General features: G+C 68.2%; 24 protein-coding genes, 1 tRNA gene and 1 pseudogene. 18 read left to right on the forward strand and 8 right to left on the reverse strand.

Annotated features, from left to right (window positions below):
* Positions 1-16 precede the first annotated feature (16 nt).
* Entirely contained in the window at positions 17-994 is a 978-nt protein-coding gene (locus ACFTSF_RS27170; protein ID WP_380156694.1) for a GNAT family N-acetyltransferase, read from the reverse strand.
* The gene (locus tag ACFTSF_RS27175) at positions 994-1,908 is read right to left on the reverse strand and encodes an aminoglycoside phosphotransferase family protein (RefSeq protein ID WP_380156696.1); all 915 of its coding nucleotides are present in this window, start codon (positions 1,906-1,908) and stop codon (positions 994-996) included. Before ACFTSF_RS27175 ends, ACFTSF_RS27170 begins: the two co-directional genes overlap by 1 nt.
* A 72-nt stretch (positions 1,909-1,980) precedes the next feature.
* Here ACFTSF_RS27175 and ACFTSF_RS27180 point away from each other — a divergent pair, with 72 nt between their 5' ends.
* On the forward strand, positions 1,981-2,868 hold the full coding sequence (locus ACFTSF_RS27180) for an NADP-dependent oxidoreductase (protein ID WP_380156698.1): 888 nt from the start codon (positions 1,981-1,983) through the stop codon (positions 2,866-2,868).
* Between the two features lie 1,388 nt (positions 2,869-4,256).
* Here the strand turns inward: ACFTSF_RS27180 and ACFTSF_RS27185 are convergent.
* Positions 4,257-5,135 (reverse strand): prephenate dehydratase, encoded by an 879-nt coding sequence (locus ACFTSF_RS27185; RefSeq protein WP_380156700.1) that lies wholly within the window; start codon positions 5,133-5,135, stop codon positions 4,257-4,259.
* Between the two features lie 38 nt (positions 5,136-5,173).
* Positions 5,174-5,977, reverse strand: a complete 804-nt coding sequence (locus ACFTSF_RS27190; RefSeq protein WP_380156702.1) for a lysophospholipid acyltransferase family protein — start codon at positions 5,975-5,977, stop codon at positions 5,174-5,176.
* 185 nt (positions 5,978-6,162) lie between these two features.
* Between ACFTSF_RS27190 and ACFTSF_RS27195 the strand changes: the two genes are divergently transcribed.
* The 10 genes from ACFTSF_RS27195 (at position 6,163) to ACFTSF_RS27240 (ending at position 18,892) form a co-directional block, all read left to right on the forward strand.
* Positions 6,163-8,439: a M64 family metallopeptidase gene (locus ACFTSF_RS27195; protein ID WP_380156704.1), complete on the forward strand. Its 2,277-nt coding sequence runs from the start codon at positions 6,163-6,165 to the stop codon at positions 8,437-8,439.
* Between the two features lie 106 nt (positions 8,440-8,545).
* On the forward strand, positions 8,546-9,049 hold the full coding sequence (locus ACFTSF_RS27200) for a DUF1772 domain-containing protein (protein WP_380156706.1): 504 nt from the start codon (positions 8,546-8,548) through the stop codon (positions 9,047-9,049).
* Between the two features lie 144 nt (positions 9,050-9,193).
* On the forward strand, positions 9,194-10,021 hold the full coding sequence (locus ACFTSF_RS27205; protein ID WP_344149102.1) for a TIGR03936 family radical SAM-associated protein: 828 nt from the start codon (positions 9,194-9,196) through the stop codon (positions 10,019-10,021).
* A 142-nt stretch (positions 10,022-10,163) separates the two neighbouring features.
* Entirely contained in the window at positions 10,164-13,610 is a 3,447-nt protein-coding gene (locus ACFTSF_RS27210) for an Rne/Rng family ribonuclease (RefSeq protein ID WP_380156708.1), read from the forward strand.
* Between the two features lie 162 nt (positions 13,611-13,772).
* Positions 13,773-14,087 carry a 50S ribosomal protein L21 gene (gene rplU / locus ACFTSF_RS27215; RefSeq protein ID WP_132405183.1) on the forward strand — a complete coding sequence of 105 codons (315 nt, stop codon included), beginning with the start codon at positions 13,773-13,775 and terminating at the stop codon, positions 14,085-14,087.
* Between the two features lie 12 nt (positions 14,088-14,099).
* The gene (rpmA, locus tag ACFTSF_RS27220) at positions 14,100-14,360 is read left to right on the forward strand and encodes a 50S ribosomal protein L27 (RefSeq protein ID WP_132405181.1); all 261 of its coding nucleotides are present in this window, start codon (positions 14,100-14,102) and stop codon (positions 14,358-14,360) included.
* Between the two features lie 111 nt (positions 14,361-14,471).
* Entirely contained in the window at positions 14,472-16,055 is a 1,584-nt protein-coding gene (gene obgE / locus ACFTSF_RS27225; protein WP_380156711.1) for a GTPase ObgE, read from the forward strand.
* Between the two features lie 5 nt (positions 16,056-16,060).
* Entirely contained in the window at positions 16,061-17,173 is a 1,113-nt protein-coding gene (gene proB, locus ACFTSF_RS27230) for a glutamate 5-kinase (RefSeq protein WP_344149111.1), read from the forward strand.
* On the forward strand, positions 17,170-17,643 hold the full coding sequence (locus ACFTSF_RS27235) for an HXXEE domain-containing protein (RefSeq protein WP_380156713.1): 474 nt from the start codon (positions 17,170-17,172) through the stop codon (positions 17,641-17,643). The genes proB and ACFTSF_RS27235 overlap by 4 nt, the downstream gene beginning before the upstream one ends.
* Before the next feature lie 4 nt (positions 17,644-17,647).
* Positions 17,648-18,892 (forward strand): glutamate-5-semialdehyde dehydrogenase, encoded by a 1,245-nt coding sequence (locus ACFTSF_RS27240; protein ID WP_380156715.1) that lies wholly within the window; start codon positions 17,648-17,650, stop codon positions 18,890-18,892.
* Here the strand turns inward: ACFTSF_RS27240 and ACFTSF_RS27245 are convergent.
* On the reverse strand, positions 18,877-19,560 hold the full coding sequence (locus ACFTSF_RS27245; RefSeq protein ID WP_380156717.1) for a 4'-phosphopantetheinyl transferase family protein: 684 nt from the start codon (positions 19,558-19,560) through the stop codon (positions 18,877-18,879). The genes ACFTSF_RS27240 and ACFTSF_RS27245 overlap by 16 nt on opposite strands.
* Positions 19,557-20,420 (reverse strand): winged helix-turn-helix transcriptional regulator, encoded by an 864-nt coding sequence (locus ACFTSF_RS27250; RefSeq protein ID WP_380156718.1) that lies wholly within the window; start codon positions 20,418-20,420, stop codon positions 19,557-19,559. The genes ACFTSF_RS27245 and ACFTSF_RS27250 overlap by 4 nt, the downstream gene beginning before the upstream one ends.
* A gap of 83 nt (positions 20,421-20,503) precedes the next feature.
* Here ACFTSF_RS27250 and ACFTSF_RS27255 point away from each other — a divergent pair, with 83 nt between their 5' ends.
* Complete coding sequence (locus ACFTSF_RS27255; protein WP_380156720.1) at positions 20,504-21,694, forward strand: MFS transporter; 1,191 nt, start codon at positions 20,504-20,506, stop codon at positions 21,692-21,694.
* Here the strand turns inward: ACFTSF_RS27255 and ACFTSF_RS27260 are convergent.
* The gene (locus ACFTSF_RS27260) at positions 21,624-22,076 is read right to left on the reverse strand and encodes an Lrp/AsnC family transcriptional regulator (RefSeq protein ID WP_344149123.1); all 453 of its coding nucleotides are present in this window, start codon (positions 22,074-22,076) and stop codon (positions 21,624-21,626) included. The two genes, ACFTSF_RS27255 and ACFTSF_RS27260, sit on opposite strands and share 71 nt — an antisense overlap.
* 147 nt (positions 22,077-22,223) lie before the next feature.
* Between ACFTSF_RS27260 and ACFTSF_RS27265 the strand changes: the two genes are divergently transcribed.
* From ACFTSF_RS27265 to ACFTSF_RS27290, 6 genes are all read left to right on the forward strand, one after another.
* Complete coding sequence (locus ACFTSF_RS27265; RefSeq protein WP_272948569.1) at positions 22,224-22,352, forward strand: hypothetical protein; 129 nt, start codon at positions 22,224-22,226, stop codon at positions 22,350-22,352.
* A 78-nt stretch (positions 22,353-22,430) separates the two neighbouring features.
* The gene (locus ACFTSF_RS27270) at positions 22,431-22,586 is read left to right on the forward strand and encodes a hypothetical protein (protein WP_344149127.1); all 156 of its coding nucleotides are present in this window, start codon (positions 22,431-22,433) and stop codon (positions 22,584-22,586) included.
* Between the two features lie 37 nt (positions 22,587-22,623).
* A complete protein-coding gene (nadD, locus tag ACFTSF_RS27275) occupies positions 22,624-23,199 on the forward strand; it encodes a nicotinate-nucleotide adenylyltransferase (protein WP_380156884.1) in 576 nt (191 codons plus the stop codon).
* Between the two features lie 14 nt (positions 23,200-23,213).
* Positions 23,214-23,612, forward strand: coding sequence for a ribosome silencing factor (rsfS, locus tag ACFTSF_RS27280; protein ID WP_344149131.1), 399 nt, complete (start codon positions 23,214-23,216; stop codon positions 23,610-23,612).
* Complete coding sequence (locus ACFTSF_RS27285) at positions 23,609-24,256, forward strand: histidine phosphatase family protein (RefSeq protein ID WP_380156723.1); 648 nt, start codon at positions 23,609-23,611, stop codon at positions 24,254-24,256. Before rsfS ends, ACFTSF_RS27285 begins: the two co-directional genes overlap by 4 nt.
* A gap of 238 nt (positions 24,257-24,494) precedes the next feature.
* Positions 24,495-24,570: transfer RNA gene (locus ACFTSF_RS27290), tRNA-Ala, on the forward strand.
* An 853-nt stretch (positions 24,571-25,423) separates the two neighbouring features.
* Here ACFTSF_RS27290 and ACFTSF_RS27295 read toward each other — a convergent pair.
* Positions 25,424-26,038 (reverse strand): annotated as a pseudogene (locus ACFTSF_RS27295) (recombinase family protein); the annotation flags it as partial.
* Positions 26,039-26,114: the final 76 nt, after the last annotated feature.

Genomic DNA, 26,114 nt, shown 5'->3' on the forward strand with positions numbered 1-26,114 from the left:
TCGCGCACACAACCCCTTACGAGACTAGGAATTCCCAGTTCGTCCGCTGCGCGACCGGACGAAAGCCGAGCTTGTTGTTGACCGCGATCATCGGTGTGTTCTCCGGTGCGTTCCAGGTGTGCAGTACGGCGGGTCGCGCGACACCTTCTTGCAAAGCGCGAAGATTCGGCGCCTTCACCGCAAGCCCAAGTCCGTTGCCACGATGGGATCGCCGGACATACGTGTCGTACTGACTCAACCGGTTCGGTGTCTCCGGCGTACCGCCCATCTGCGTGTACGCCGCGAGTTCGCCGCTGGCGACGTGTACGGCGGCTGTGGCATACGTGAACCGTCCTTGAGCAATGCGCCGCGCTTCCGCATCGCGAATCAGCTCGGGCGTCCAGTGCACGATTTCCGTTGTCCGTTCACCGGCCGGAACATCCTCACTCATTCCGGTCTGCAGATCAGCGAATTGTTTGATCCATTCGTCCGGTGTGTGCTCACGCCATTGCACAATCTCGTACCCGGCAACGGGTTTCTCCGCAATGACGATCGGAAGTTCGAGCACTTGATGCAATTCCGCATGCTTGCGAACAAAGCCGTTCGCCCGAGCGAACGCCGTACCGGCGCTGTCACCTGACACCGGATCACCAGTCAGGTCCGAGCCGCTCAGCACGCGGCGACCTGCTGCGCGAGCCCGCTGTACGGCGACCTCCAGCAACCGCGATCCGACGCCGCGTCGGCGGTGATCGGCCGCGACCGCGATCTCCACGTCGACCGTGTCCGTGGTCCCCACCAACCACCAGTCGAACCAGGCAACCCCGACCCACTTGCCGTCGACCACCGCACCGATTCCGTCGGCCCGCAGGTCGGCATGGCCCCTCGCCATCAGCACTCGGGCTTCCTCGAGCCCCATCCCCACGGGGAACTCCAGTTCCTGCCGGACGCCGTACTTCACCTCGTAGAACCGCCGGAACGTCTCGACATCCCGGCCGTCCACCGCCACGATCTCCATCAGTTGTCCGCCTTGAAGTCGTCGAGGAGTCCGTTGATGTAGGGGTGTTCGCCGGGCGTGGGATCGGGGCGTCGGGTGCGGTAGTAGGGGATGGCGATCATCGACAGCGAGAGGGCCCAACCGCGGGCGCGCGTCCAGGTGGTCTGGTCCACCTCCAGCGCTTCGCGGAACGCCCGGCGGGCGTCGCCCTCGAACAGCCACCACGCAGGCATCACATCGGCAGCCGGGTCGGCGGCGCGCGCCGTACCCCAGTCGATCACCGCGGAGAGCTTGCCGTTGGCAACCAGAATGTTGCCCTCCATGAGGTCGCCGTGGACCCAGACCGGCGGGCCGGTGTAGGTGTCCGCGGCCAGCGAGGCATCCCAGGCGGCGAGAACCAGCTCGGTGTCGAACTCGTCGCGCAGTTGGTCAAGCGCTTCGCGGAACATTGCGTCGCGAGGCTTCAACGGCGTACCGCGACTGAAGGGGTCGTCGCTGGGCGGGACCGGTGCACCGGTGGTGTCGATCTTTTGCAGTGCGCGAACGAAGGCGGCCAGGTCTTGCGCGGTCGTGATCGGGTCGGCGAGCCGGTCCAGGTCGAGGGGTTCGCCTTCGAGCCAGCGATAGACGCCCCATGTGAAGGGATAACCGGCACCCGGTACGCCGATCGCCAGCGGCTCGGGGACCGCGAGCGGGAGGTGCGGTGCCAGCCGCGGGAGCCAGCTCACGTCCTTCTCCGCCTGCCCCTGCATCCGCTCGGTCCGGGGGAGTCGAGCCACCAGGTCGGTGCCGACCCGGAAAGCCACATGATCCGTGCCCGACGACGCGACCACCTCGACCTGCGCGCCGGCCCACTGCGGAAACTGCTCGGCGAGGAGCCGCTCCACCAGCGGCTCGTCGATCTCGACTTCGTCATCATGCAGCTTCGCGACCATAGTCCGGGAGCCTCACACCGGGCCTGCCACCGGTCAATCGACTTTCCGTGGTCGAGGTCTAGGTTGGGTCGCATGCGAGCCATCACTGTCCGGGACCGCGAGACCGTCGAGCTGACCCTGACCGACGTCCCGTACCCCCACTCAGCCGAGAACGACGTCATCGTCGAGGTCCACGCCGCAGGCTTCACCCGCGGCGAACTCACCTGGCCCGGCACCTGGACAGACCGCGCCGGCCGCGACCGAACGCCTAGTATCCCCGGCCACGAGGTGTCGGGGGTGGTCGCCGAACTCGGCTACGGAACCACAGGTCTGACAGTCGGTCAGCGAGTCTTCGGTCTGACGGACTGGACCCGCGACGGTTCACTAGCCGACTACGCAGCCGTCGAAGCCCGCAACCTCGCGCCCCTCCCCGCCGACATCGACCACGTAACCGCCGCCGCCCTCCCCATCTCCGGCCTAACCGCCTGGCAAGCCCTCTTCGACCACGCCCACCTGGAAGCCGGCCAGACCGTCCTGATCCACGGCGTCGGCGGCGCCGTCGGCTCCATCGCCGCCCAGCTGGCCCACGAGGCAGGCGCCTATGTAATCGGCACCGGCCGCACAAACCCCCAGTCCGCTGCCGTCGATAAGTTCGTCACGCTGGAAGGCGACAACCTGGAACGGGTCGGCCAGGTCGACGTCGTGCTCGACGTCCTCGGCGGGGAGATCCGCGACCGCTCCACTGCCCTGGTCCGCCCCGGCGGCACCCTGGTCACCATCCCCGACCCACCCACGATCCAGCCGCAGGGCGCCCGCGCCGTCTTCTTCGTCGTCGAGCCGAATCGCACCCAGCTGACACAACTAGCCGACCGCCTCCGCCACGGCATTGTGAAACCCCTGGTCACGAAGGTCCGCCCCCTGACCGAGACCGCAGAAGCCTTCACCGACCGAGGCCGAACCATCATCCACCTGAAACCCTGACCCGGACCTCCACCACCCGCCAACCCAGTGATCACCGGATCCCCCACGCCTGAGCCCACCCCACGAACCTCACTCACACGGTGCCCCGGGTCCGCCCGACCCCCAATGCCAGCTAAGGCTCGCCTCTGCGGTGTCGGAGGCTGCGTTGATCGGTAACTTCGGGGCGCTATTCGCGAAAAAAGTACCGTCCAACGCATCACCGCGCTGCACGCATGAAGAGGCGGCGCGGTTTGGTGAGGTGCGAGGTGGCTTGGCGCAGCGAGGCGCGGTCTGGTGAGGTGCGGGGTGGCACGGCGCGGCTTGGTGAGGTGCGGGGTGGCGCGGCGCGGCTTGGTGAGGTGCGGGGTGGTTTGGTGGGGCGCAATTTGGCGCGGCGCGGTTGGTTGATGAGGCCCGGGGTGGCTTGGTGAGGTGCGGGGTGGTGAGGCGCGGCGCAATTTGGCGCGGCGCGGGTGGTTGGTGAGGCCGGGGTGGTTGGTGAGGTGCGGGGTGGTCCAGCTACCAGCAGGCAGTCGGGCCCGGAGGGCTTCACGGGCAGCGGCCAGTGCCTCTTCCCGCACCGCAACCACAGCCCGGCAACCCCAAGCGACGTGGAGCCGCGGTCACCGACCGCACCATCACCCCAGCCACCGCGGCGCCCAGCCACCCTGTCTTTTTAGTCGGCCGGGAGCGGCGATCAGCCACAGCGCACGCCCCCGGCCGAGTCCTTTCGGACCTGTACCCCGGACTCGACCACCAAAGGCGGCCGACAAAGCAAGAGGGCGGGCCAAGCGGGTGGCTGGGCCAGATGGCGAGGCCCGGCGACCGCGGCTCCACGCCGTCTAGGGCTGACGGGCTGTGGCCGAGGTGCGTGAGGCTCGGGCTCTTAGTCGGAGGATCTTCGGGTCCAGGCGCCGATTTCGTTCCGACCAACGCGCCAGACACCCCCCCGACGACCCGAGAACGCGGGCCGGCAATCACCTTGAGACTCCACCAACCATCGACACCCCACCGAAATGGTCGAACCGTGCTCAAGGTCGCCCCGACCAGCTCACCTTGAGCACCCCTCAACCACCGTCCGATCGCGCACATGGTTGACCCGTGCACAACGTCGTACCGGCTCGTGGAGAGCGCCCTTAACAAACCGGCCTTGCCGGACCTCCCAACATCCATCCGACGCGCACCGCCCGCACCCTCGTTACCCACCGCCTGCCCGTACCTGCGCGTCGCCCACGGGAGCGGCGGCGGTTGCGAATGAAAGTTCGGCGGAAGGCTGTCAAAGGGAAGCGGCGGTAGCCGCGTGAAGGGGGGGGCGCAGGGGCGAAGCACGCGACGTAGGAGCGCGCGTGTCCCGCAGCGAGGGTGCTCACCACCTCCCCCGACCGACGGTCAACCAGCGGCCGGAAGAACTAGTGGTGCGGTCGCAGAGCTCGGTTTGCGGCGGGTTCGGCGATCTCGGCGCGGAACGGGTGGGCCGGATAGACACCCAGCAGGCGGACCTCGACCGAGAAGAAGGCCAGTTCCTCCATCGCCAGCGCGACGTTCGGGTCTTCCGGGTGACCTTCGATGTCGGCGTAGAACTGGGTGGCGAAGAACATGCCGCCGAGCTGGTACGACTCCAGCTTGGTCATGTTCACGCTGTTGGTAGCAAACCCACCAAGAGCCTTATACAGAGCCGCCGACACGTTCCGTACCCGGTACACGAAGCTCGTCACGATCGGCCCCGACCCGACCGGCGGTACGACGGGTTCGCGCGCCAGCACGAGGAATCGGGTCGTGTTGTGGTGCTCGTCCTCGACATCCGAGGCCAACGTCTCGAGCCCGTACAACCCAGCCGCAGCACGCGGCGACAACGCGGCCACCGACGGATCGGCAAGCTCAGCTACCTCACGCGCCGACCCCGCGGTGTCATCGGCAACGACAGTCGACCACCCGTGCTCACGGATGATCTTGCGACATTGCCCGAGCGCGTGCACGTGGCTGCGTACAGTCCGGATCTGGTCGATCGTCGTACCGGGCACGGCGAGCAGCTGGAAGTGGATCGGCAGGAAGTACTCGCCGATGATGTGCAGCCCGGACTCCGGGAGCAGGTGATGGATGTCGGCGACCCGGCCGGCGATCGAGTTGTCGATGGGGATCATCGCCAGCCCGGCGCGGCCGCTGCTCACCGCCTCGAGGGCGTCCTCGAACGTCGTACAGGGCAGTTGCTCGCGGTCCGGAAACATGTCGGAGCACGCCATCGCCGAGTTGGCTCCGGGTTCACCTTGGTACGCGATCGGTCCGTCCACGGTACCCAGACTAGACCCGGGCCATCTCAAACCTCGGATCAGGTGTCCGTCTTGCGGACCTTCTTGGGAGCGCCGGTGGTCGCCCGGCCCTCGAGGGCCTTGGCCTTGGTGGCGTACATGTCGAGGTACTCCTGGCCGGACAGTTCCATGATCTTGTACATGATCTCGTCGGTGACGGCGCGCAGGATGAGCCGATCGCTCTCCATCCCCTCGTACCGCGAGAAGTCCAGCGGCTCACCGAATTTGACCGTCGGGGAGGCGAACGACGCCACCACCTTGCCGGGCGGCGCGACCACGTCGGTGCCGATCACCCCGCACGGGATCACCGGGACCTTCGCCTCGAGCGCCAGCCGGGCGACGCCGGTCCGGCCCTTGTACAGGCGGCCGTCGTGCGAGCGGGTGCCTTCGGGGTAGATGCCGAACAGGTCGCCGCGCTCGAGCACCTTCATCCCGGCCCGCATCGCGCCCTCGGACGCCGAACCGCCGGAGCGGTCGATCGGCACCTGGCCGGTGCCCTTGAAGAACCCGCGTTGGAAGCGGCCCTTGATGCCGGCCCCGGTGAAGTAGTCGGACTTTGCGACGAACGTCACCCGGCGCCGCAGCGCGAGCGGCATGAAGATCCAGTCCGCGTACGAGAGGTGGTTGCTGGCGATGATCGCCGCACCCTCGGTCGGGACGTTCTCGATGCCTTCCACGATCGGCCGGAAGAGCCGTTTGACCGGCGGGCCGACCAGGACGTTCCGGAGCACCCAGTAGATGCCCTTGCCGTCACCGTCCGCCGCCGCGTCCACCACCGGATCCACCCTGCGGTCGGGCCGTGGCGACTGCGCCGGTTCCGTCATCGATGTCCTCTCCTCACTGTTCCCCGAACCCACATGATGCCGTACGACGGCCCGCGACGGGAGCAAAGACCGGGGTGGTGGGGCGGGGAAGGAATCAAATTCAGCCACGCGGCAGGATCTGTCGCACGAGCGCGGACGTTCGTAAGCTGCTCACGGCAGTGTCCGCCCGGGCCAGGGGAGTGGGAATGCGCACCAGAGCGTTGGCAGCCGTCGGCGGGGTTCTTGCGGCGGTTTTGGTAGGCGGTACGACGGCTAGCGCCGAACCCGAGGCAGCTCCGGAGGCCAAGGTGGTCCCGCTCCAGGTGACCGGCCCGGCGGCGTCCCGGTTCAACCTGATCGTGATGGGTGACGGCTACACCGCCACCGATCTGCCGAAGTTCCGTGAGCAGGTCGACAAGCACCTGAACGTGCTCTGGAGCATCGAACCGTTCAAGTCGTACCGCAACTACGTCAACGTGTACGCCGTCGAGATCGCCTCACCGCAAAGTGGCGTCGACTGCGATCCGAACCTCACCTCGCCCAAGGTGGACACCCCGCTCAACATGGGCTTCTGGGGCGGCTGCAACCCGAACAGCGTCCAGCGCCTGCTGACCGTCAGTTCGACCGCGGCGATCTCGTACGCCGACCTGGTCCCCGGTACCACGACGAGCAACCGCCAGATTCTTGCCATCGGCAACAGCGACACGTACGGCGGAGCCGGCGGCACGTATGCGACGGCATCCGGCGGCAATGCGTTGTCCGCCCTGATCACCCCGCACGAACTCGGTCACTCGCTCGGCGGCCTGCAGGACGAGTACGACTACTACGCTCGCGGCGACCGCGGAGCGCCGTACGAGGGTTCGGAGCCGTCGTCGATCCACCACTCGCTGCTGACCGAGCAGCAGATGCGGGACCAGCAGCAGAAGTGGTTCCGCTGGCTGGGGGAGCCGTCGGAATCCGGCGGCACGATCGGGCGCTACGAGGGCGGCATGTACTCCGGCTCCGGCGTCTGGCGGCCGAGTCGGCACTCGATGATGAAGACGCTGGGCTACTACTTCGACCAGATCTCGCGGGAGCGGATGACGCAGCGGATCTCGTCTCGTGCGAACCTGTTCCAGACCAGTACCCCAACTGGTCAGGTGGCCGCGGACCAGGTCGTCTGGCTGCAGACCTTGCACCCGAGCAGTCACGAGCTCGACGTCACCTGGACCCTCGACAGCCAGACCCTGGCGACCGGCAACCGGCGGGCGATCGACCTGGCCACGCTCGACCTCGTACCCGGTCTGCACACGCTCACCGCCAAGATCGTCGACCCCACCGAGTTCGTCCGCGATCCCGCCGTACGGCCGACCGCGTCCCGGACCTGGACGGTCAACACCACCCTGACTGCGCAGTACACGACCGAACAGGCGACGACCACCCCGGTCGCCTTCACCGGATCCACCGCCACGGATCACCCGGTGAACGCGGAAGAGGTCGTGTACGCCGAGACCACGCAGTCGGACACCGATCAGCCCGCGATCGCCTGGAAGCTGGACGGGCAGCCGGCCGACAACCCCGGCAACGACCGTGACTTCGACCTCGGCGAGCTCGGTCTGACCGGCCGCCATACCCTCACTGCGACCGCCGGTTCGGAGACCCTGACCTGGGAGGTCGACGGGGTCGAACCGAAGGTCACCTCGACGATGTCCAAGCCGCTTGTCACGGTCCAGAAGCCGACCGGGCCGGAGTACATCTACAACGACGCCTTCACGATGAAGTTGGCCGCGAACGACGACAGCACGGGCTACGTCGTACCGGAGTTCCGCGTCGACGGCGACGGCTGGTTCAACTACTTCGGCTGGCCGACCGACGCGTTCGCGCCGTTCAAGTTCACCGCCGAAGGGACCGCGATCGACCAACTCGTCTACGGCAAACTCGGCGTACCGCGGGTGGTCCCGTGGGACGACGTCCCGCCGGGCTACGGGCGGCACCAGGTCGAGTACCGCGCCATCGATGCCTCCGGCAACATCGGTACGGCGCGCCGGTTCGCGGTCACGTTGTTGCGCCCGGCCCCGACCTGTACGACGACGATCACCGGGACCCACAACGGCCCACTGGCCTTGCGATCCGGGGTCACCTGCTTGACCGGGGCAACCGTCAATGGCCCGATCCAGATCGCCGCCGGTGCCTCGCTGGTCGCCACCGATGCCCGAATCTCCGGCCCGGTCAACGCCTCCAAGGCAGCTGACGTCCACCTCCTCCGTACGTCGGTGCGCGGACCAGTCTCGTTGTCCGGAACCACCCGCAGCGCGGCCCTTGTCGGCAGCACGATCAGCGGCCCGGTCTCGGTCGGTACGGCGACCACCGGCGAGCCGGTCGCGCTGGCCGGCAACACGATCAACGGTCCGCTGTCCTGCGCCGGCAACACCGTCGCCCCGACCAACTTGGAAGCCCCGAACCAGGTGTCCGGGCCCCGATCCGGTCAGTGCGCCGGCCTCTGAGCCACCCAGACATCAACCTGAGTTTTCGCGACATGTCGGTGACAGGTCCGCTGCCATAACTTTCTCAGTACGGCGGGACGAAGCCCGCCGTACTGGGAGGAGCAACATGAACGGACTGCGGGTGGCGGCGCTGATGGCGGCCACGATCACGACCGGAATGATGGCCGGGGTCTACTGGGCGTACGGGATGGCCTTCATGCCCGGGCTGGCCAAGGTCGACGACAAAACCTTCGTCGGAGCGTTCCAGGCGGCCGACCGGGCGATCATCAACCCGGTCTTCCTCGGCATCGGCTTTGTCGGGACCCTGCTGTTCACCGCGCTGGCCGGCCTGGTCAGCCTCAAGGAGAAGGCGCTCCCGTGGATCGCGGCCGCCTTCGTCCTCTACCTGATCACGATGATCCTCACGATCGCGGTCAACGTCCCCCTGAACGACGCCCTCAAGGCAGCCGGCGATCCGAACACGATCGACGTCACGGCCGCCCGAGAAGCCTTCAACGAGGCCCGCTGGCGCACCTTCAACAACGTCCGCATCGTCCTCGACCTGGCCGCCTTCACCCTCCTCGCCTGGGCCCTCTACCTCACCGGCAAATCGGCCGCCCAGCCGGGGTAAGCGCTTCCCGAGGTGGTGGGCATCCTCCGAAGAACAGGACGTATACGCCGATCCGGCGCCGAAACCGGCCGCGCTGAGCGTGGCGGAGGCAGCCAGTGGGGCTATACGTCCTGTCGATCGGCGGATGGCTGACACAATGCGGGGGTGGCACCTGTTCAAGCTCCGCCGTCGCAGCAGCTCCCCGCGGTCCAGAAACTCCGGATCCGGTTCGCCAAGCGGGGGCGGCTGCGATTCACCTCACACCGCGACTTCCAGCGGGCGTTCGAGCGCGCCGTCCGGCGCGCCGAGCTCCCGGTGGCCTTCTCGCACGGTTTCAGCCCGCACCCGAAGATCTCGTACGCCGGGGCCGCGCCCACCGGGGCCGCCTCCGAGGCCGAGTACTTGGAGATCTCGCTCACACATGAGCGGGACGCCGAGCAGGTCCGGGCCGCGCTGGACGAGGCCCTCCCGCCAGGGCTGGACGTCCTCGAGGTGGTAGTCGCCGGACCGGGTGCGCTGGCCGAGCGGCTGGAGGTCAGTGAGTGGCGGATCGCGTTGCCGGGGGTGGATCCGGAGCCGGCCGCGGCGGCGGTCGAGGCGTTCCTCGCCCGGACCGAAATCACGGTCGAGCGCATGACCAAACGGGGGCTTCGCTCGTTCGACTGTCGGGACGCCGTTCTCCGACTCACCGTCGGTGATGAACCGGGGTCGGTTGAGACATGTGCGATACTGCAAGTGGTGTTACGGCACGGAACCCCGGCCGTGAGACCCGACGACGTTCTCGCCGGCTTGCTCGATGTAGCGACGCTCGCGGTGACGGGCCCGGCTCTTCTGACCAGGCTCGCCCAGGGCCCGCTGATCGCGGCGACCGGCACAGTGGACGATCCGCTCGCTCGTGACCGCGACGCCACCCAGGCGACCGCGACCGGCCAGGCAGATCCCCACCAGACGCATACCGCGGAGGGCGACGCCGCCGCTCCCTCTGTGCCCTGAAGTACCGGCGGAGCGGATCCAGCAGGCTTCCGTCGCCCCGGCTCAACGGCCAGGAGCGGCGAACCGTGACCGCCAGGCAGCAGCACCGGACCCGTGACAGGGGTGGCCGGAGGCGCCGCCGGGCTTGAGGAGACCGCACCACATGCTCGACAACGAGCCGACCACCGAGGCAGCTGAGGTTGCCGGTACCCGTTCCACCGCCAAGAAGACGGTGAAGAAGACCGCGGCGAAGAAGGCCGCCACCACGCGCAAGCGGGTGGCCAAGTCCGCCGAGGTTCCGACCCAGTCCGACGACGTGGCCGCCGACCCGGCCCCGCGGACCGCGAAGAAGGCCGTCGCCAAGAAGGCCGCCGCGAAGAAGGCCCCGGCCAAGAAGGCCGCCGCCGAAACCCCGGTCAAGCGCACCGCCACCAAGCGCGCCGCCAAGAAGACCGCCGAGCCCGTCGCCGACGAGACCCCGGCCAAGAAGACCCCCGCGCGCAAGCGCACCACCAAGAAGGCCGCCACCACCCTGGTAGCCACCGACACCCCCCTCACCGACGGCCCCGTAGCCGACGCCGAGCAGACCGGTACGCCGGACGCCGCGCCGGCCCGCCGTACCCGCTCCCGCCGTGGCGCCGCGCAGACCGCCGATGCCGCCGCGACTGCCGACGCAGCCACGGGCACCTCGGCCGAGGCTGCGACCGCCCCCGCCCGCCCGACCACCTTCACCGGCAGCTCCCACGTCGTGGCCCGCTCGGCCGACACCACCGCCGACACGGCAGGCACCGCCGCAGGCGACTCCGACACCGCAGCGGAATCCGGCTCCGGCCGCACCGCCACCAAGCGCACTTCGCGGCGCCGCGGCGCTCAGCCCACCGCTGACGCGCCCGCCGCATCCGAGGCGGCCCCGCTGTTCCCGACGGCCGAGGACACCGCGGCCGCGGACGACGCACCCGCCGACGAGACCAGCACCGGCACGCGCCGCACCCGTCGGCGGGCTCCGGCTGCTGCTGCCGTGCTGTTCCAGGCCCCCACGGTGCCGAGCACCGCGCCGGCCGGGCAGACGAAGACCGCGCCGGCCGGACAGGCGCGTACCGCGTCGGCCGGGCAGGCGCAGGCGGAGACTCCGGCGCAGGCTGGGGCGACTAGCCCGGTTGAGGCGACCGAGCCGGCTCCGACTACCCGTTCGCGGAGCCGTCGCGGCGCCAAGAACACCCAGACCGAGGTCGCAGAGGTCGCGGCCGAGCCGATCGTCGAGGCCGCTGAGCCGGGTGACGACGAGCAGCCGACCACGTCGCGTCGTCGGCGGAGTCGTCGTGGGCAGGCGCGCGAGGAAGTTGTCGAGCCCGTCGAGGAGCTCGAGGACGACGAAGAGGCCGAGGACGAGACGGCCGAGGCTGACGAGACCGACGCCGACCAGACTGACGACGTACAGGCTGAGGATGGCGACGAGGACGAGTCCGGTGAGGGCACCCGCCGCCGGCGTCGCCGTCGTGGTGGTCGTCGTCGCCGCAAGACCGGTGACGCTGACGACAGCGCCGACGAGCAGGACGAGAACGAGCAGGAGTCCGACGACGCGGAAGCTTCGGCTGACGACGAGCAGGATGGTTCTGCTGACGACGGTGAGGACGGCGGCAGCTCGTCGCGGCGCCGCCGGCGTCGCCGTCGCCGTAAGGGCGAAGAGGGCACCAGCGCGGCCGACGACCCGGACGAGACCGTCGTGCGGGTGCGTGAGCCGCGGAGCAAGAACACGGCCAACGAGGTCACCGCGATCGAGGGTTCGACCCGGCTGGAGGCGAAGAAGCAGCGCCGCCGTGAGGGTCGCGCCGCCGGTCGCCGCCGCGCGCCGATCGTGACCGAGGCCGAGTTCCTGGCCCGGCGTGAGTCGGTCGAGCGGACGATGGTGATCCGGTCCCGTGAGGACCTGACCCAGATCGCGGTCTCCGAGGACAACGTCCTGGTCGAGCACTACGTCGCTCAGGCCGAGCACACCTCGCTGATCGGCAACGTGTACCTCGGTCGCGTGCAGAACGTGCTGCCCAGCATGGAGGCAGCCTTCATCGACATCGGCAAGGGCCGCAACGCGGTTCTGTACGCCGGTGAGGTCGACTGGGCCACGCTCGGCGGGGCCAACGGTCCGCGCAAGATCGAGCAGGTGCTGAAGTCCGGTCAGTCGGTCCTGGTCCAGGTGACCAAGGACCCGATCGGTCACAAGGGCGCCCGGCTGACCAACCAGATCAGCCTGCCCGGCCGGTACGTCGTCTATGTCCCGCGCGGCGGCAACGGCGGTATCAGCCGCAAGCTCCCCGACACCGAGCGGAACCGGCTCAAGACGATCCTGAAGGACATCGTCCCCGACGAGGCCGGCGTGATCGTCCGGACCGCGGCCGAGGGCGCGTCCGAGGAGGAGCTGACCGCGGATGTCAGCCGCCTGCAGGCGGTCTGGGCCGAGATCGACAAGAAGTCGAAGAACGGCCAGGCCCCGCAGATGCTGTCGGCCGAGCCCGACCTGCTGATCCGCGTGGTGCGTGACCTGTTCACCGAGGACTTCACGAAGCTGGTCATCTCCGGCGGGGATGCAGTCGACGAGGTGCGCGAGTACGTCGCCGGCGTCGCGCCGCATCTGGCCGACCGGGTCGAGAAGTGGACCGGAGACAGTGATGTCTTCGCGAACTTCCGCATCGACGAGCAGATCAAGAAGGCGCTGGACCGCAAGGTCTGGCTGCCCTCGGGTGGTTCGCTGATCATCGACCGGACCGAGGCGATGACCGTCGTCGACGTCAACACCGGCAAGTTCACCGGCTCCGGGGGCAACCTCGAGGAGACGGTCACCAAGAACAACCTGGAGGCGGCCGAGGAGATCGTCCGCCAGCTCCGGCTGCGCGACATCGGCGGCATCATCGTGATCGACTTCATCGACATGGTGCTGGAGTCGAACCGGGATCTGGTCCTGCGTCGCCTGGTCGAGTGCCTGGGCCGCGACCGGACCAAGCACCAGGTCGCCGAGGTCACCTCGCTCGGCCTGGTCCAGATGACCCGGAAGCGGATCGGTACCGGTCTGCTCGAGGCGTTCAGCGAGAACTGCGACCACTGCGGTGGCCGCGGCCTGATCCTGCACGACGAGCCGAAGGAGTCCCGCCGTCGCGACGGTGGCCGGGGCAACGCGGGCGGTGGCAACGGTGGCGGCAACGGCCCGGAGCAGAGCAAGCCGGCTGCCCAGGCCGACGAGACCGGCCGGAAGAGCTCCCGTCGTCGTCGCGGCAAGGGCCGCTCCGACGAGGAGGGCGCCGAGGCGGAGACCGCTCAGCAGCACGCGGACGCCGCTCAGCGACTGGCCCAGATCGCCGCCGCATCCGCCAAGAAGGACGCCGAGGAGCCGACCAACGGAACCCCGGAGCCGACCGGCTACCCGGTGACTGCCCAGGCGGACGAGCCCGTGAGCCCGGAAGCGACCGGGTTCCCGACGGCCGACGTACCGGCGGACGAGGCGGAAGCCGCGCAGAACGGCACCAAGAGCACGCGACGCCGGCGCAGCAGCCGGAGCCGCGGTAAGGCGGCCAGCGAGACTCCGGAGACGCCTGCGGAGTTGGTCTCGGCCGGTCAGTAACCCGATTTCCAGGATGCTGCGACCTCGTAGTATCCTGGACCTTCGGTGCGCTCCAGGCGCGCCGACTTGTGTGTTGTGAGTGTGTTACTGGGGCACTGCCCACGGTGACGGACCAGCACACTTCGTACAGAACTTCCGATCCAGCAGAGAGTGAGATCCACGGTGTACGCGATCGTGCGCAGTGGCGGCACCCAGCAGAAGGTCGCCGTCGGCGATGTCATCGAGATCGACAGCCTTACGGACAAGGCGGGCGACACCGTCGTCCTGCCGGCAGTCCTGGTCGTCGATGGCGACACCGTGACGACCGATGCGGCGGCGCTGGCCAAGGTTGCCGTGTCGGCTGAGGTTCTCGGCCGCACCAAGGGCCCCAAGATCCACATCCTGAAGTACAAGAACAAGACCGGTTACCGCAAGCGCCAGGGGCACCGTCAGCACTACACCCAGGTCAAGGTCACCGCGATCGACGCGAAGAAGTGAGCTGATTAGAAAATGGCACACAAAAAGGGAGCGGCCTCGACCCGCAACGGTCGTGACTCCAACGCGCAGCGCCTCGGCGTGAAGCGGTACGGCGGCCAGCTGGTCAACGCCGGCGAGATCATCGTTCGGCAGCGCGGCACGCACTTCCACCCGGGCAACCTGGTGGGCCGCGGCGGCGACGACACGCTGTTCGCGCTCGCCGAGGGCAAGGTGGAGTTCGGCACCCGGCGCGGTCGCCGCGTCGTCAACATCGTCCCGGCCCCGGCGGAGTAACACCGCCACCCGGGTTTTGTCACAGCTCTTTCAGGAGGGCGGGTCGCGGAATACCGCGGACCCGCCCTTTTGCTGTCTTAAGCACTACCTACAGGAAGTTGAGAAGCACCGATGGCAATCCCCAGCTTTGTCGACCGCGTGACGGTGCATGTCACCGCGGGCCGCGGCGGACACGGATGTGCCTCGGTGCACCGGGAGAAGTTCAAGCCCCTCGGCGGTCCGGACGGCGGCAACGGTGGTGACGGCGGCAGCGTGATCCTGCGTGTCGACCCCGACACCACCACGCTCGTCGACTACCACCGCTCCAGCCACCGCACCGCGACGAACGGTGCCCAGGGCAAGGGTGACCACCAGGCCGGCAGCAACGGCGACAGCGTCGTACTGCCCGTCCCGGATGGCACAGTCATCAGTACGGCGGATGGCGAGGTGCTCGCCGATCTCGTCGGGCCCGGCGCCGAATTCGTTGCAGCGCAAGGCGGCAAGGGTGGTCTCGGCAACGCGGCCCTGGCCAGCAGCTCCCGCAAGGCGCCTGGTTTCGCCCTGCTCGGTGAGGACGGCGAGGAGCGTCAGCTCGTCCTCGAGCTCAAGGTCGTCGCGGACATCGGCCTCGTCGGTTTCCCGAGTGCGGGCAAGTCGTCGCTGATCGCGTCGATCAGCCGCGCCCGGCCGAAGATCGCCGACTACCCCTTCACCACCCTGATTCCGAACCTCGGGGTCGTCGTCGCGGGCGAGACCACCTTCACGGTGGCCGACGTACCGGGTCTGATCGAGGGGGCCAGCGAGGGTCGTGGGCTCGGGCACGACTTCCTGCGGCACGTCGAGCGGTGTGCGGCACTCGTGCATGTGATCGACTGCGCGACGTACGAGCCGGGCCGGGACCCGCTCAGCGACCTCGACACGATCGAGGCCGAGCTGACCGCGCACGGCGGGCTCGAGGACCGGCCGCGACTCGTTGCCCTGAACAAGATCGACGTACCGGATGCGCGCGAGATCGCGGAGATGGTGCAGGCCGAGCTGGAGGAGCGCGGGCTGCGGGTGTTCCCGATCTCGACCGCTTCGCACGAAGGCCTGGAGGCCTTGAAGTTCGCGATGGCCGAGATCGTCGTCAAGCGTCGCGCGGAGCAGGAGAAGCCCGACAACACCCGGATCATCATCCGGCCGCAGGTGCAGGGCGGGCCCGAGTTCAAGGTCAAGAAGCTGCCGGAGGACGGCGGCTGGCTGGTCCAGGGTGACAAGCCCGAGCGCTGGGTCAAGCAGACCGACTTCACGAACCCGGAGGCCGTCGGGTACCTGGCCGACCGGCTGAACCGGCTCGGCGTCGAGAAGACGCTGCTGGAGAAGGGCGCGATGGCCGGCGACGGGGTCGTCATCGGCGACGGCCCGAACGCGGTCATGTTCGACTTCGCTCCCGACGTCCAGGCCGGTGCCGAGCTGCTGTCCCGGCGTGGCGAGGACCAGCGGCTGGAGGAGGACCGGCCCGCGGCGCAGCGGCGCCGGCGCAAGGACGAGGAGTATCACGCGCTCCGATCGGGCGAGGCCAAGTCCGACCTGTCGGAGTACGGGCACGGCTGGGTCGAGGACGAGGTCGACCTGTCCCCGGCCGAGGCCAAGCGAGCTGCGGAGAAGGCGGAGAAGCTGGCGCGCAAGGAAGCACGCGAGCTCGCTCTGCAGAAGGAACTCGACCAGAACGGTTGAACCTGATGGACCTACGCGCGGAGGCCGTCGCGGCCACGCGAATCGTCGTGAAGGTCGGCTCGTCGTCGCTGACGCAGCGCGGCCGGATCGACCTGGACCGGCTCCGGCCGCTCGTCGACGCCATCGCGGCGCGCCGGGCGACCGGGACCGAGGTCGTACTCGTCTCGTCCGGGGCGATCGCGGCCGGGCTGGCGCCGATGGGGTTGCGTTCGCGACCGCGTGACCTGGCGACGCAGCAGGCGGCGGCCTCGGTCGGGCAGGGCGAGCTGATGGCTCGCTACAGCGACGCGTTCGCCGCGCACAACCTGCGCGTCGGCCAGGTGCTGCTGACCGTCGACGACGTGACCCGGCGCAGCCACTACCGCAACGCGTACCGGACATTCGCCCGCCTGCTGGAGCTGGGCGTCGTACCGATCGTGAACGAGAACGACACGGTCGCCACCACCGAGATCCGCTTCGGCGACAACGACCGCCTGGCCGCGCTCACCAGCCACCTCGTGCACGCCGACCTGTTGCTGCTGCTGTCCGACGTCGACGGCCTGTACGACGGCGATCCGCGCAAACCCGGTACGACGATGGTCACCGAGGTCCGCGGTGCCGCCGACCTCGAGCCGCTCGCGATTGGCAAGAGCGGCTCGTCCGGTGTCGGTACCGGCGGCATGCAGACGAAGGTGGAGGCGGCCGCGATCGCCACCGAGGCCGGGATCCCCGTCGTACTGACGTCGGCAGCGTTGGTTGCGGATGCCTTGCAGGGCAAGCGAGTCGGCACGCTCTTCCACCCGACCGGCCGCCGCCAGAAGACCCGCCTCCTCTGGCTAGCCCACGCCACGTCAGGCGTCGGAATCCTGCACCTCGACGAGGGCGCCGTCCAAGCCGTCACCGCCCGCCGCAAATCCCTCCTACCGGCCGGCATCACCGCCGTCGAAGGCACCTTCGCCGCCGGCGACCCGGTCGATCTCGTGTCACCCACCGGCGTGGTGGTGGCCCGCGGCCTGGTCAACTTCGACGCCGCCGAGCTCCCTGGTCTTCTAGGCCGCACCACCCACGACCTGGCCCGCGAACTAGGCGCGGCGTACGAACGCGAAGTCGTCCACCGCGATGACATGGTGCTGCTGTGAAGAAGGTCGCCTGGGGCCTACTAGGTGCCTGGATCATCCACGACCTGGAAGAACTAGCCACCATGCCGGGCTGGTCGCAGCAGCCTGGTCTACCCAAAGTCGTTCGTACGTCGAAGGCCGAGGCGGCGACGGCGATCGGGCTGACTGGATTGGCGATGGCTGCGGCGTCGGCTGCTGGTGCTGCCAGTGGTGGGCGGAGCAAGTTCTTCCAGGCTTCGCTGCTGGGCTTCGGGCTGCACGCGGGCACGCATATCGCTCAGTCGGTCGCGCTCCGGCGCTACACGCCCGGTCTGGTGACGACGCCGCTCGTGGTCATTCCGTACTCCGTCTGGGCCTGGCGACGGTTGAAGCGGTCCGGGGTGCCGATCGCGCCGTCGGATCCGCGGCTGAATCTCGCGCTGGCGGCGGTGGTCCCGTTGTCTCACGCGATCGCACGGTTGCCGCGGTTGCGCCGGCGCAGCCTACGATGAACACGTGAGCGAGATCATCGAACTGGCCCGGCGGGCACGGGAGGCGTCGTACGCGTTGGCGGAAGCCTCGCGGGCGACCAAGGATGCGGCACTGCACGCGATGGCGGCGGCGCTGCGGTCGCATACTGACGAGATCGTCGCGGCGAACGCGGTCGATGTCGCGGCAGCACGCGAGGCCGGTACGCCGGAGTCCACGGTCGACCGGTTGGCGCTCGATGCCGGTCGTGTCGACGGGATGGCTGCGGGGCTGGAGCAGTTGGCCGGGCTGACCGATCCAGTCGGTGAGGTGGTGCGCGGATACACGCTGCCGAACGGGCTCGAGTTGCGCCAGGTCCGCGTCCCCTTCGGCGTCGTCGGGATCATCTACGAGGCCCGGCCGAACGTGACGGCCGACGCCGCCGGCATCTGCCTGAAGTCGGGTAACGCGGTGCTGCTGCGCGGTTCCTCGTCCGCAGCCGCGTCCAATGTCGCGATCATCGACGTACTGCGGGATGCCGCGACATCCGTGGGGTTGCCGGCCGACGTGGTGCAGGGCGTTCCGACCGATCGAGCCGCGGTCAAGGAGCTCATGCAGGCGCGCGGGCTGGTCGACGTACTGATTCCGCGCGGTGGTGCCGGTCTGATCCAGACCGTGGTCAGCGAGTCGACCGTGCCGGTGATCGAGACGGGCGTCGGCAACTGCCACGTGTACGTCGACGCCGACGCGGATCTCGGCCTCGCGCTGGAGATCCTGCTGAACTCGAAGACCCAGCGCCCGAGCGTCTGCAACGCCGCCGAGTCGCTGCTGGTGCACGCGTCGGTGGCTGACGACTTCTTGGCGCTCGCCCTTCCCGCGTTGGCAGCTGCAGGTGTGACAGTCCACGGCGATCCGACGGTGGTTGCTGCGGGCAACGACATTGTCGCGGCGACGGACGAGGACTACGGGACCGAGTACAACTCACTCGACCTGTCGGCCGCGGTGGTCGATTCGCTGGAGAGCGCCGTACAGCACATCCGCCGCTACAGTTCCGGGCACACCGACGCGATCATCACCCGCTCGCAGTCGGCCGCCCGCCGCTTCGTACAGGCGGTCGACTCGGCGGCAGTCGTGGTCAACGCCAGCACCCGGTTCACCGACGGCGGCGAGTTCGGCTTCGGCGCCGAGATCGGCATCTCCACCCAGAAGCTGCACGCCCGAGGCCCGATGGGCCTCCCCGAGATGACCTCGACCAAGTACGTCGTCACCGGCGAAGGTCAAACCCGAAACTGATCCACCCGCACGACAGGCGGCTCGGCGCTCAACACCGCCAGAGCCGCCAGATGGCCGGCGTCGACCTCTGTCGGCCCGCCGACCGCGACGTCCACGAGCTGCGCCGGCCCGACCCGATCGTCCCACCTCACCACAGCTGCTACTCGATCGGGCCCGCTCACCACCACACTCTGCAGCCCGGCAATCCCTTCCCCGGTCGCCTTGAGCAGTGCCTCCTTGCGCGTCCAATACGTGGCGAACGCTCTCGGCTTGTCGTGCGCCCGAGCCAACTCAGCCAACTCGTCGGGCGCGAGACTCATCCGCGCGACCCCGTCAACGTCCTGAGCAGCATCGATCCGCTCCACGTCGAGCCCGACCGGCGCCGTACCGATCGCCAACCCGACCCACTCCCCGGAATGCGTGACCGACAACTCAACCCCCTCGGCCCGCACCTTCCCGTGCGGCTTCCCGCAATCCCGACAAGTCCGATCCAGTACGACGTTTGCCGGGGGCAACGACATCCGGGCCCCGAGCAACCGTCGTACCATCGTCACCCCCAGCAGGAACCGCGCCTTGTCTGCATCCCGCAAATAGCGCGCATACCGCTCCCGCTCAACCGAGTTCAGATCCGCGAGGAACTCGGGACGGGCCTGATCGACCCGCGCCCACCACACCTCGACCTCGTTCACGCGGTCGCCAGCGCCCACTCGACCGCCTCCGCAATATCCGTCACCGGGTACTTCACCGCATTGACCACCCGATCCGCGCCGACCACGAGCACGACCCGCTTGAGCCGCTCATACCCACCCGCGCGGAACGTCGGCAACCGCAACGCCGCCGCCAACTCCAGCTCCACATCCGACAGCAGTACTTGCGGAATCTCCTCGGCCGCCGCAAACGCCTGCTGCTCATCCCTGCGCTGCGTACTGACGCCACGAACCGAGATCCGCCGAGCCAGGAACTCGTCGTACTTCGCCGCGAACAACCGGTTCTCCAGCGTGCAGCCCGCCGTACCCGCGATATCCATCCACCCCTCCGGCAACGGCGTCGGCCGGCCAGTCGCCGGGTAGCCGAACAGTACGGTCGAGCGCGCCTCACCATCGACCACGTCGACCGTCGTACCGGCTGTTGACGGCAGCACGACGGCTGGCACCCGTCGCCCCACCAGCTCATGCACACGCTGGGCCGGCGCCTCGTCGACCGTGTTCGTCCCGGTCAACTCACCATCGCCGAGCACCCATCGATCACCCCAGTCCTGCAGCGCGACCAGCACCGGCAGCAGCGCCCGCCCGCGCGGAGTCAGCCCGTACGCGTAGCGCGTCGGCCGCTCCTGGTACGCCGTCCGCTCGACCACGCCCGAGTCGAGCAGCCCACCGAGCCGCTCGGTCAGCACCTTCCGGGAGATCCGCAGCGACTCCGCCAGTTGGTCGAACCGGTCCAGCCCGCGCGCGAGGTCGCGCACGATCAGCAACTCCCAGCCGTCGCCGATCACGCCGAGGGACTGCGCGATCGCACAGTCCGGCTCGGGCGAGAAGGTACTCCGTCGCACGATCGCCCCCCAATCCGGTTGCCACCACGCTAGCGGCCGTCGTAAGTTCCTCTAAGGAACTCACTCTAGCTCGCGGGGGAACCATGTACTGGCGCCGGATCGCCGAACTGCCCACCTGGATGCGTGCCGTGATGCTCGGCCAGTTGGTCAGCGCGGCAGGGGCGCTGGCCTGGCTGTACCTGACCCTCTATCTCGTCCAGGACCGCGGGATGTCGGCACAGCAGGCCGGGTTCGCAGCGGCGGCGTACGGCGTGGGTCTGGTCGGCGGCAATCTCTTTGGCGGGTGGATCGGCGATCGCTTCGGCCTGCGGACCGCGGCCGTGGCCAGCCAGCTGACCTGGGCGATCACCTGCGCCGCGATGCCGCTCGCGCCGAACGCCTGGCTGGCGGCTCTCGGCGCGCTGGCCGGTCTGTGCGGGGGAGCGACCCGGCCGAATCTCAGCGCGCTGGTCGCGATCTCGCTGCCCGCCGAGCGCCGCCGGGAGGGGATCGCGCTGTCGCGGACCGCGAGCAACGCCGGGTTCATCATCGGACCGCCGTTGGGCGGGCTGGCGGCGGCGTACGACTTCTCTTTGGTCTTCGTGTTCGACGCCGTGACCAGCCTCGTGCTCGCGCTCGTCATCTGGCGGTGGGTGCCGACTGCACGACGCGTGCATCAGGCCGCGCCGATGCGGGGTTCGCTGGATCGCTCGCTGCTGATCCTGCTCGCGATGATCGTCGTGGTCGACACCGCCTGCCGGCAGATCTACGTGACCATGCCCCTACTGCTCCGAGACGCCGGTTCGCCGCCGGTCGCGTACGGCGTACTGATCGCAGTGAACTCGGTCTTGATCGTCTGCCTCGAGGCTCCGCTCGCGATTCGGCTGCGCAGTCACCATGCCCTCCGCGTCATCGCGGCCGGGAGCGCGCTGGTCGGCGTCGGCCTCGCGGTCCTCGGCGTTTGGCCGGCGCTGATGGGCGCGGTGCTCGCGATCATCGTCATCACTGCGGGGGAGATGCTCTACAAACCAACCGCGACCGCGCATGTCGCGGATCTCGCGCCCGAGGGCATGGTCGGGCGCTACTCCAGTCTGTACGCCGCTGCGTCGGTCAGCGGGATGTTCCTCGCCCCGGCTCTTGGCGGCGTCGCGTATGACCACGTGCCGCGGCTGCTCTTCCCGGTCGCGGGCGGACTCGCGATCGCGGCGGCCGCCGTACTGGCTCTCACTCGTCCGGCAGCGGCGCGGGACGCCCTTCCCAGCGAGTCGACAGTACGACGGTCGTCCGGGTCCTGACCACGCCGTTCACGCGGCGCAGCGAGCCGACCACGGCCTCCAGCTGGCTGACATCCGCGACACGGATCTTCACCACCAGCTCCTGGTCGCCCGCCACGAACCAGCAGTCCTCGACCGCGGCGATCTCGCGAACCTGGTCGACGATGTCGTCGGTCTCCACGTCGTCGCGCTGGAACAGCCCGATCAGCGCGCTGGTGCCGAGCCCGACCTGGGCGGGCGCGACGATCGCGCGGTAGCCGAGAAGTACGCCGCGTTCCTCCAGGCGCCGTACCCGCTCCTGGACGCTCGGACCGGACAGCCCGACCACGCGGCCGAGCTCCGCCCAGCTCGAGCGGCCGTTCAGCCTCAGTGCCTCGATCAGTTGCCGATCGATCGCGTCCATATCGGGTGAACCTCCTGTTCACTGCAGATTCGTAGGCATGTGACCTGATCTGCCTTTAATTCGTTTGTCCGCGCTGTCAGATTGTCGTACAATTTGAGGTGTCGGGCCAGTCCGCCCGACCTCCGTCGTACAACCCGTGAAGGAATCATGATCACCCCCGACGTCGCCCGTGCCCACATCGACGAGATGCACCGTGTCGCCGCGCAGTACCAGCGCGCTGCCGCCGTGCCCTCGCTCTGGCGCCGGCTGCTGACCCGTCACATCCGCCACAGCTGATCGACCCCTCGCGCGACCGGATGGCCGACAGTGCCACCGGTCGCGCTCGTGCGTCCGGCCACGAGATAGGCTCTGTCCATGCTCAAGCTTGTCGTGCCGCAGCTCGCGGCCCTCGAGGAGGCCTCCGAGGCCGCCCACATCTCGCCGTGGTGGTACGGCGGGTTCGCGCTCTTCGTCCTGGTCCTGCTGCTGCTCGTCACGGTGATCATGGGCAAGGGCCGGCCGCACAGCTGATATGACTGCCGTCGAGCGGGTCCGCCGACTGGGCGTGATGGGTGGGACGTTCGACCCGATCCACCACGGCCACCTGGTGGCCGCCAGCGAGGTGCAGGCGTACTTCGATCTGGACGAGGTCATCTTCGTTCCGACCGGCCAGCCGTGGCAGAAGTCCGACCGGGACGTCTCGGAGGCCGAGGACCGGTACCTGATGACGGTGATCGCCACCGCCTCGAACCCGAGGTTCTCGGTCAGCCGGGTCGACATCGACCGGCCAGGGCCGACGTACACGATCGACACCCTGCGCGACCTGTCGGCGCTCTATCCCGACGCCGAGCTGTTCTTCATCACCGGTGCCGACGCGCTGGCCCAGATCCTCACCTGGCGCGACGTCGACGAGATGTTCAAACTCGCGCAGTTCGTCGGCTGTACCAGGCCCGGGACCGAGAGTCTCGAGCTGCCGCTCGACAAGCTGCCGATGGACCGGATCACCCTGCTGGAAGTCCCGGCGCTGGCGATCTCGTCGACCGAATGCCGCGCCCGGGTCGCCAAGGGCAACCCGACCTGGTACCTCGTCCCGGACGGCATCGTCCAGTACATCGCCAAGCGCGAGCTCTACACCAACCGTTAGGAACGTGTTTTCAGATGTCAGCCAGTGAACGCGCCATCGAGCTGCTCACCGCGGCCGCCGAAGCGGCCCACGACAAGAAGGCCGAGAACGTCCTCGCCTTCGACGTCTCCGAACAGCTCGCCATCACCGACGCCTTCCTGGTCGCCTCCGCCTCCAACGACCGGCAGGTGCGGGCCATCGTCGACGCCGTCGAGGAGAAGCTCCGGGTCGACTTCGACGCCAAACCGGTACGCCGCGAAGGCGCCCGCGAAGGCCGCTGGGTGCTGCTCGACTACCTCGAGATCGTGATCCACGTCCAGCACGACGAGGAGCGCAGCTTCTACTCCCTCGAACGCCTCTGGCGCGACTGCCCGATCATCAAGCTCCCGTCCGCCGTACCGGGCACAGGCTCGGCCTCGGGCCCGGCCGAATGACCGCTGGGCGACTGATCGTCTGGCGGCACGGCCGGACCGAGTGGAACCTGCAGGACAAGATCCAGGGCCAGGCCGACATCCCCCTCGACGAGGTGGGCATCGGCCAGGCCCGAGCCGCCGCCGCCCGCCTAGCCGCCCTGGCCCCCACCCGCCTGTTCTCCAGCGACCTTCAACGAGCCGCAGCCACAGCAGGCGAGCTGGCCCTCCTCACCGGCCTCAAAATCGAGTACGACGAGGCCCTCCGCGAGATCGACGTAGACGACTGGGCCGGCCTCACCCAGGCCGAACTGGCCGCCCGCAACCCCGAAGCCGCCGCCCGCATCAAATCCGGCGCCCCCCAACGCCGCGGCACCGCCGGCGAAACCGTAGAAGAAGTAGCCACCCGCTTCGCCGAAGCCCTCACCCGCATAGCCCTCCAAGGCTCGCCCGAGGACACCACCGTCATCGCCACCCACGGCATGGCCGCCCGAGTAGGCATCTGCAACTTCCTCAACATCCCAGCCCCCCACTGGCCCGCCTTCGGCGCCCTCTCCAACTGCAACTGGGTCTCCCTGCTCCCCAACCGCACCACCGGCTGGCGCATAGAAGAATGGAACGCCGGCTCCCTCCCCGAACCAGTAATGTCCGACGACCCCCAACGCTAAGGACACCGCCTCCGGCGGCGACAGCACATTTGGTCGCCTCCGGCGACAGCCCGTGTCCGCCGCCTGCACTCCCGCCCCCCGCCGGGCTGACCGTCAGCAGCATCTCCGCCACCCTCCAGCGCAAGCCCAACACCCCTGGTGACCCTGTCATTTACCTCACCACCCTCAGCCCGACCCTCGATTTTTCTTCTCCGCCCCCCATCCGCTAAACTTCCGGAGTCGCAAGGAACTACACCGCGGGGCTTTGGCGCAGTTGGTAGCGCGCTTCCATGGCATGGAAGAGGTCAGGGGTTCGAATCCCCTAAGCTCCACCATAAGGGTCGTTCTCGAACCCGGGACCAAATCAAGGTCACCAGTGGTAACTAGAACATCACTCAGGGTATTCAGATCGGCCGCCTCGCTCGCAAGAGCAGGGCGGCCGGTTTTTTGTGTGGCGAGAGCTGGGACTTCGGCGCTCTGCTGGTGGCGAGCGTTCGCTGAGATCACATCTGCGAAGAGTGGGTTGAGCACTGCGTGATCTACGAGCTCTCGTCCGATGTAGAGCATCTCGAAGAACGCGTCGTTGATGCGGCGTCGGGTCAGGTCGCTCGCTCGGGTGTACATGCCTTGGGGGTCTTCGAGGAGATGAAGCACTGCAGACAGCAGCGCGGTTGCCTGCTTGATGATGCTCTCGTTGGACTGCCGGTCTTGCTCTAGCTGGATTCGCTCGACGGCGAGCTTCTGGAGCCGATCTCGCAACTTCGTGGATGGCAGGTCGCCGTCGGCTACCAGATCGATGAGGCGTTCCTCTTGCTGGTCGATCTCTCGAAGCCGCCTGTTAGCGCGGTCGCGGCGCGTGATTGTGTCGCGTCGGTCGAAGGCGAGAGTCTCGTGTGCCTGTGCGTTCACCGTTGCTGCGAAATCGCGCGATATCTTAACCGTTGCGTAGTAGCTCACGATGGCCCCCTCGACGCGAAACGCCGGCAGGTGTGGAAGCTCGCAGACGCCGAGCTGACGACCACGGCAGATGAAGTAGCCATATGTGCCGCCACGGCCTGTGGCCTCGGTGTACATCAGCCGGAAGTCGCGGCCTGCTTCGTAGCACTCTTGGCAGCGCAGCTTGCCGCGGAGGTAGTGATTGAGGCTTCGATCGCGTGATCCGGGTTTGGCGCGCATCTCCAGAATGACTTGAACAGCGGAGAAGACTGCTGGCTCAACGATGGCTTCGTGGCGGCCCGGAAGCTGTTTGCCGTCGTAGGTGACTAGTCCCAAGTAGTAGGGGTTGCCCAAGATCTTGCGGAGCTGGTCGTCTGACACGGGCTTGGCAGGTCGTTTGCGTGACGGCCGCGTGGTGAGTCCGCGTTCCGTCATCTCGGCTTGCAATCGCGATATTGAGTACTCACCAGTTGCAAACAGGATGAAGGCGGTCTCGATCAGAGGCGCACGGACCTCATCGACAGCGATGGTGCGGATCGTTCGGCCCTCGAAGTCCTCGGTGACGTTGAGGTAGCCGAGTGGGGCGGGACCGACGGTTCCACCGTGCTTGATCTTCTGCCCCATCTTGTAGCTGATGTCAGCGCCGCTCTGCTCTGACTGGTACTGGTCGACGGCGTGCATGATCGTCTCGATCATGGCGCTCTCGGGGCTCTCCCCGAGATCGAGCGTGGTCGAGGCAACGCGAGTCCCGTACTTGCGCAACGTGCGCTTGGTGATTCCGGCATCAACAGCGTTCCGGAACGCTCGGGAGAAGGTGTACACGATGACGTAGTCGATGTCGCCCTGCTCCTTGAGCCAGGTCAGCATCTCTTGAAACACCGGTCGCTTATCGACAGAGGTGTTGTGAAATCGATCATTATCGTTGCACGCGTGCAACGGTCAG

Origin of the sequence: Kribbella sp. NPDC056951 (assembly GCF_042674205.1) — a bacterium.
Taxonomy (GTDB): Bacteria; Actinomycetota; Actinomycetes; order Propionibacteriales; family Kribbellaceae; genus Kribbella; species Kribbella yunnanensis.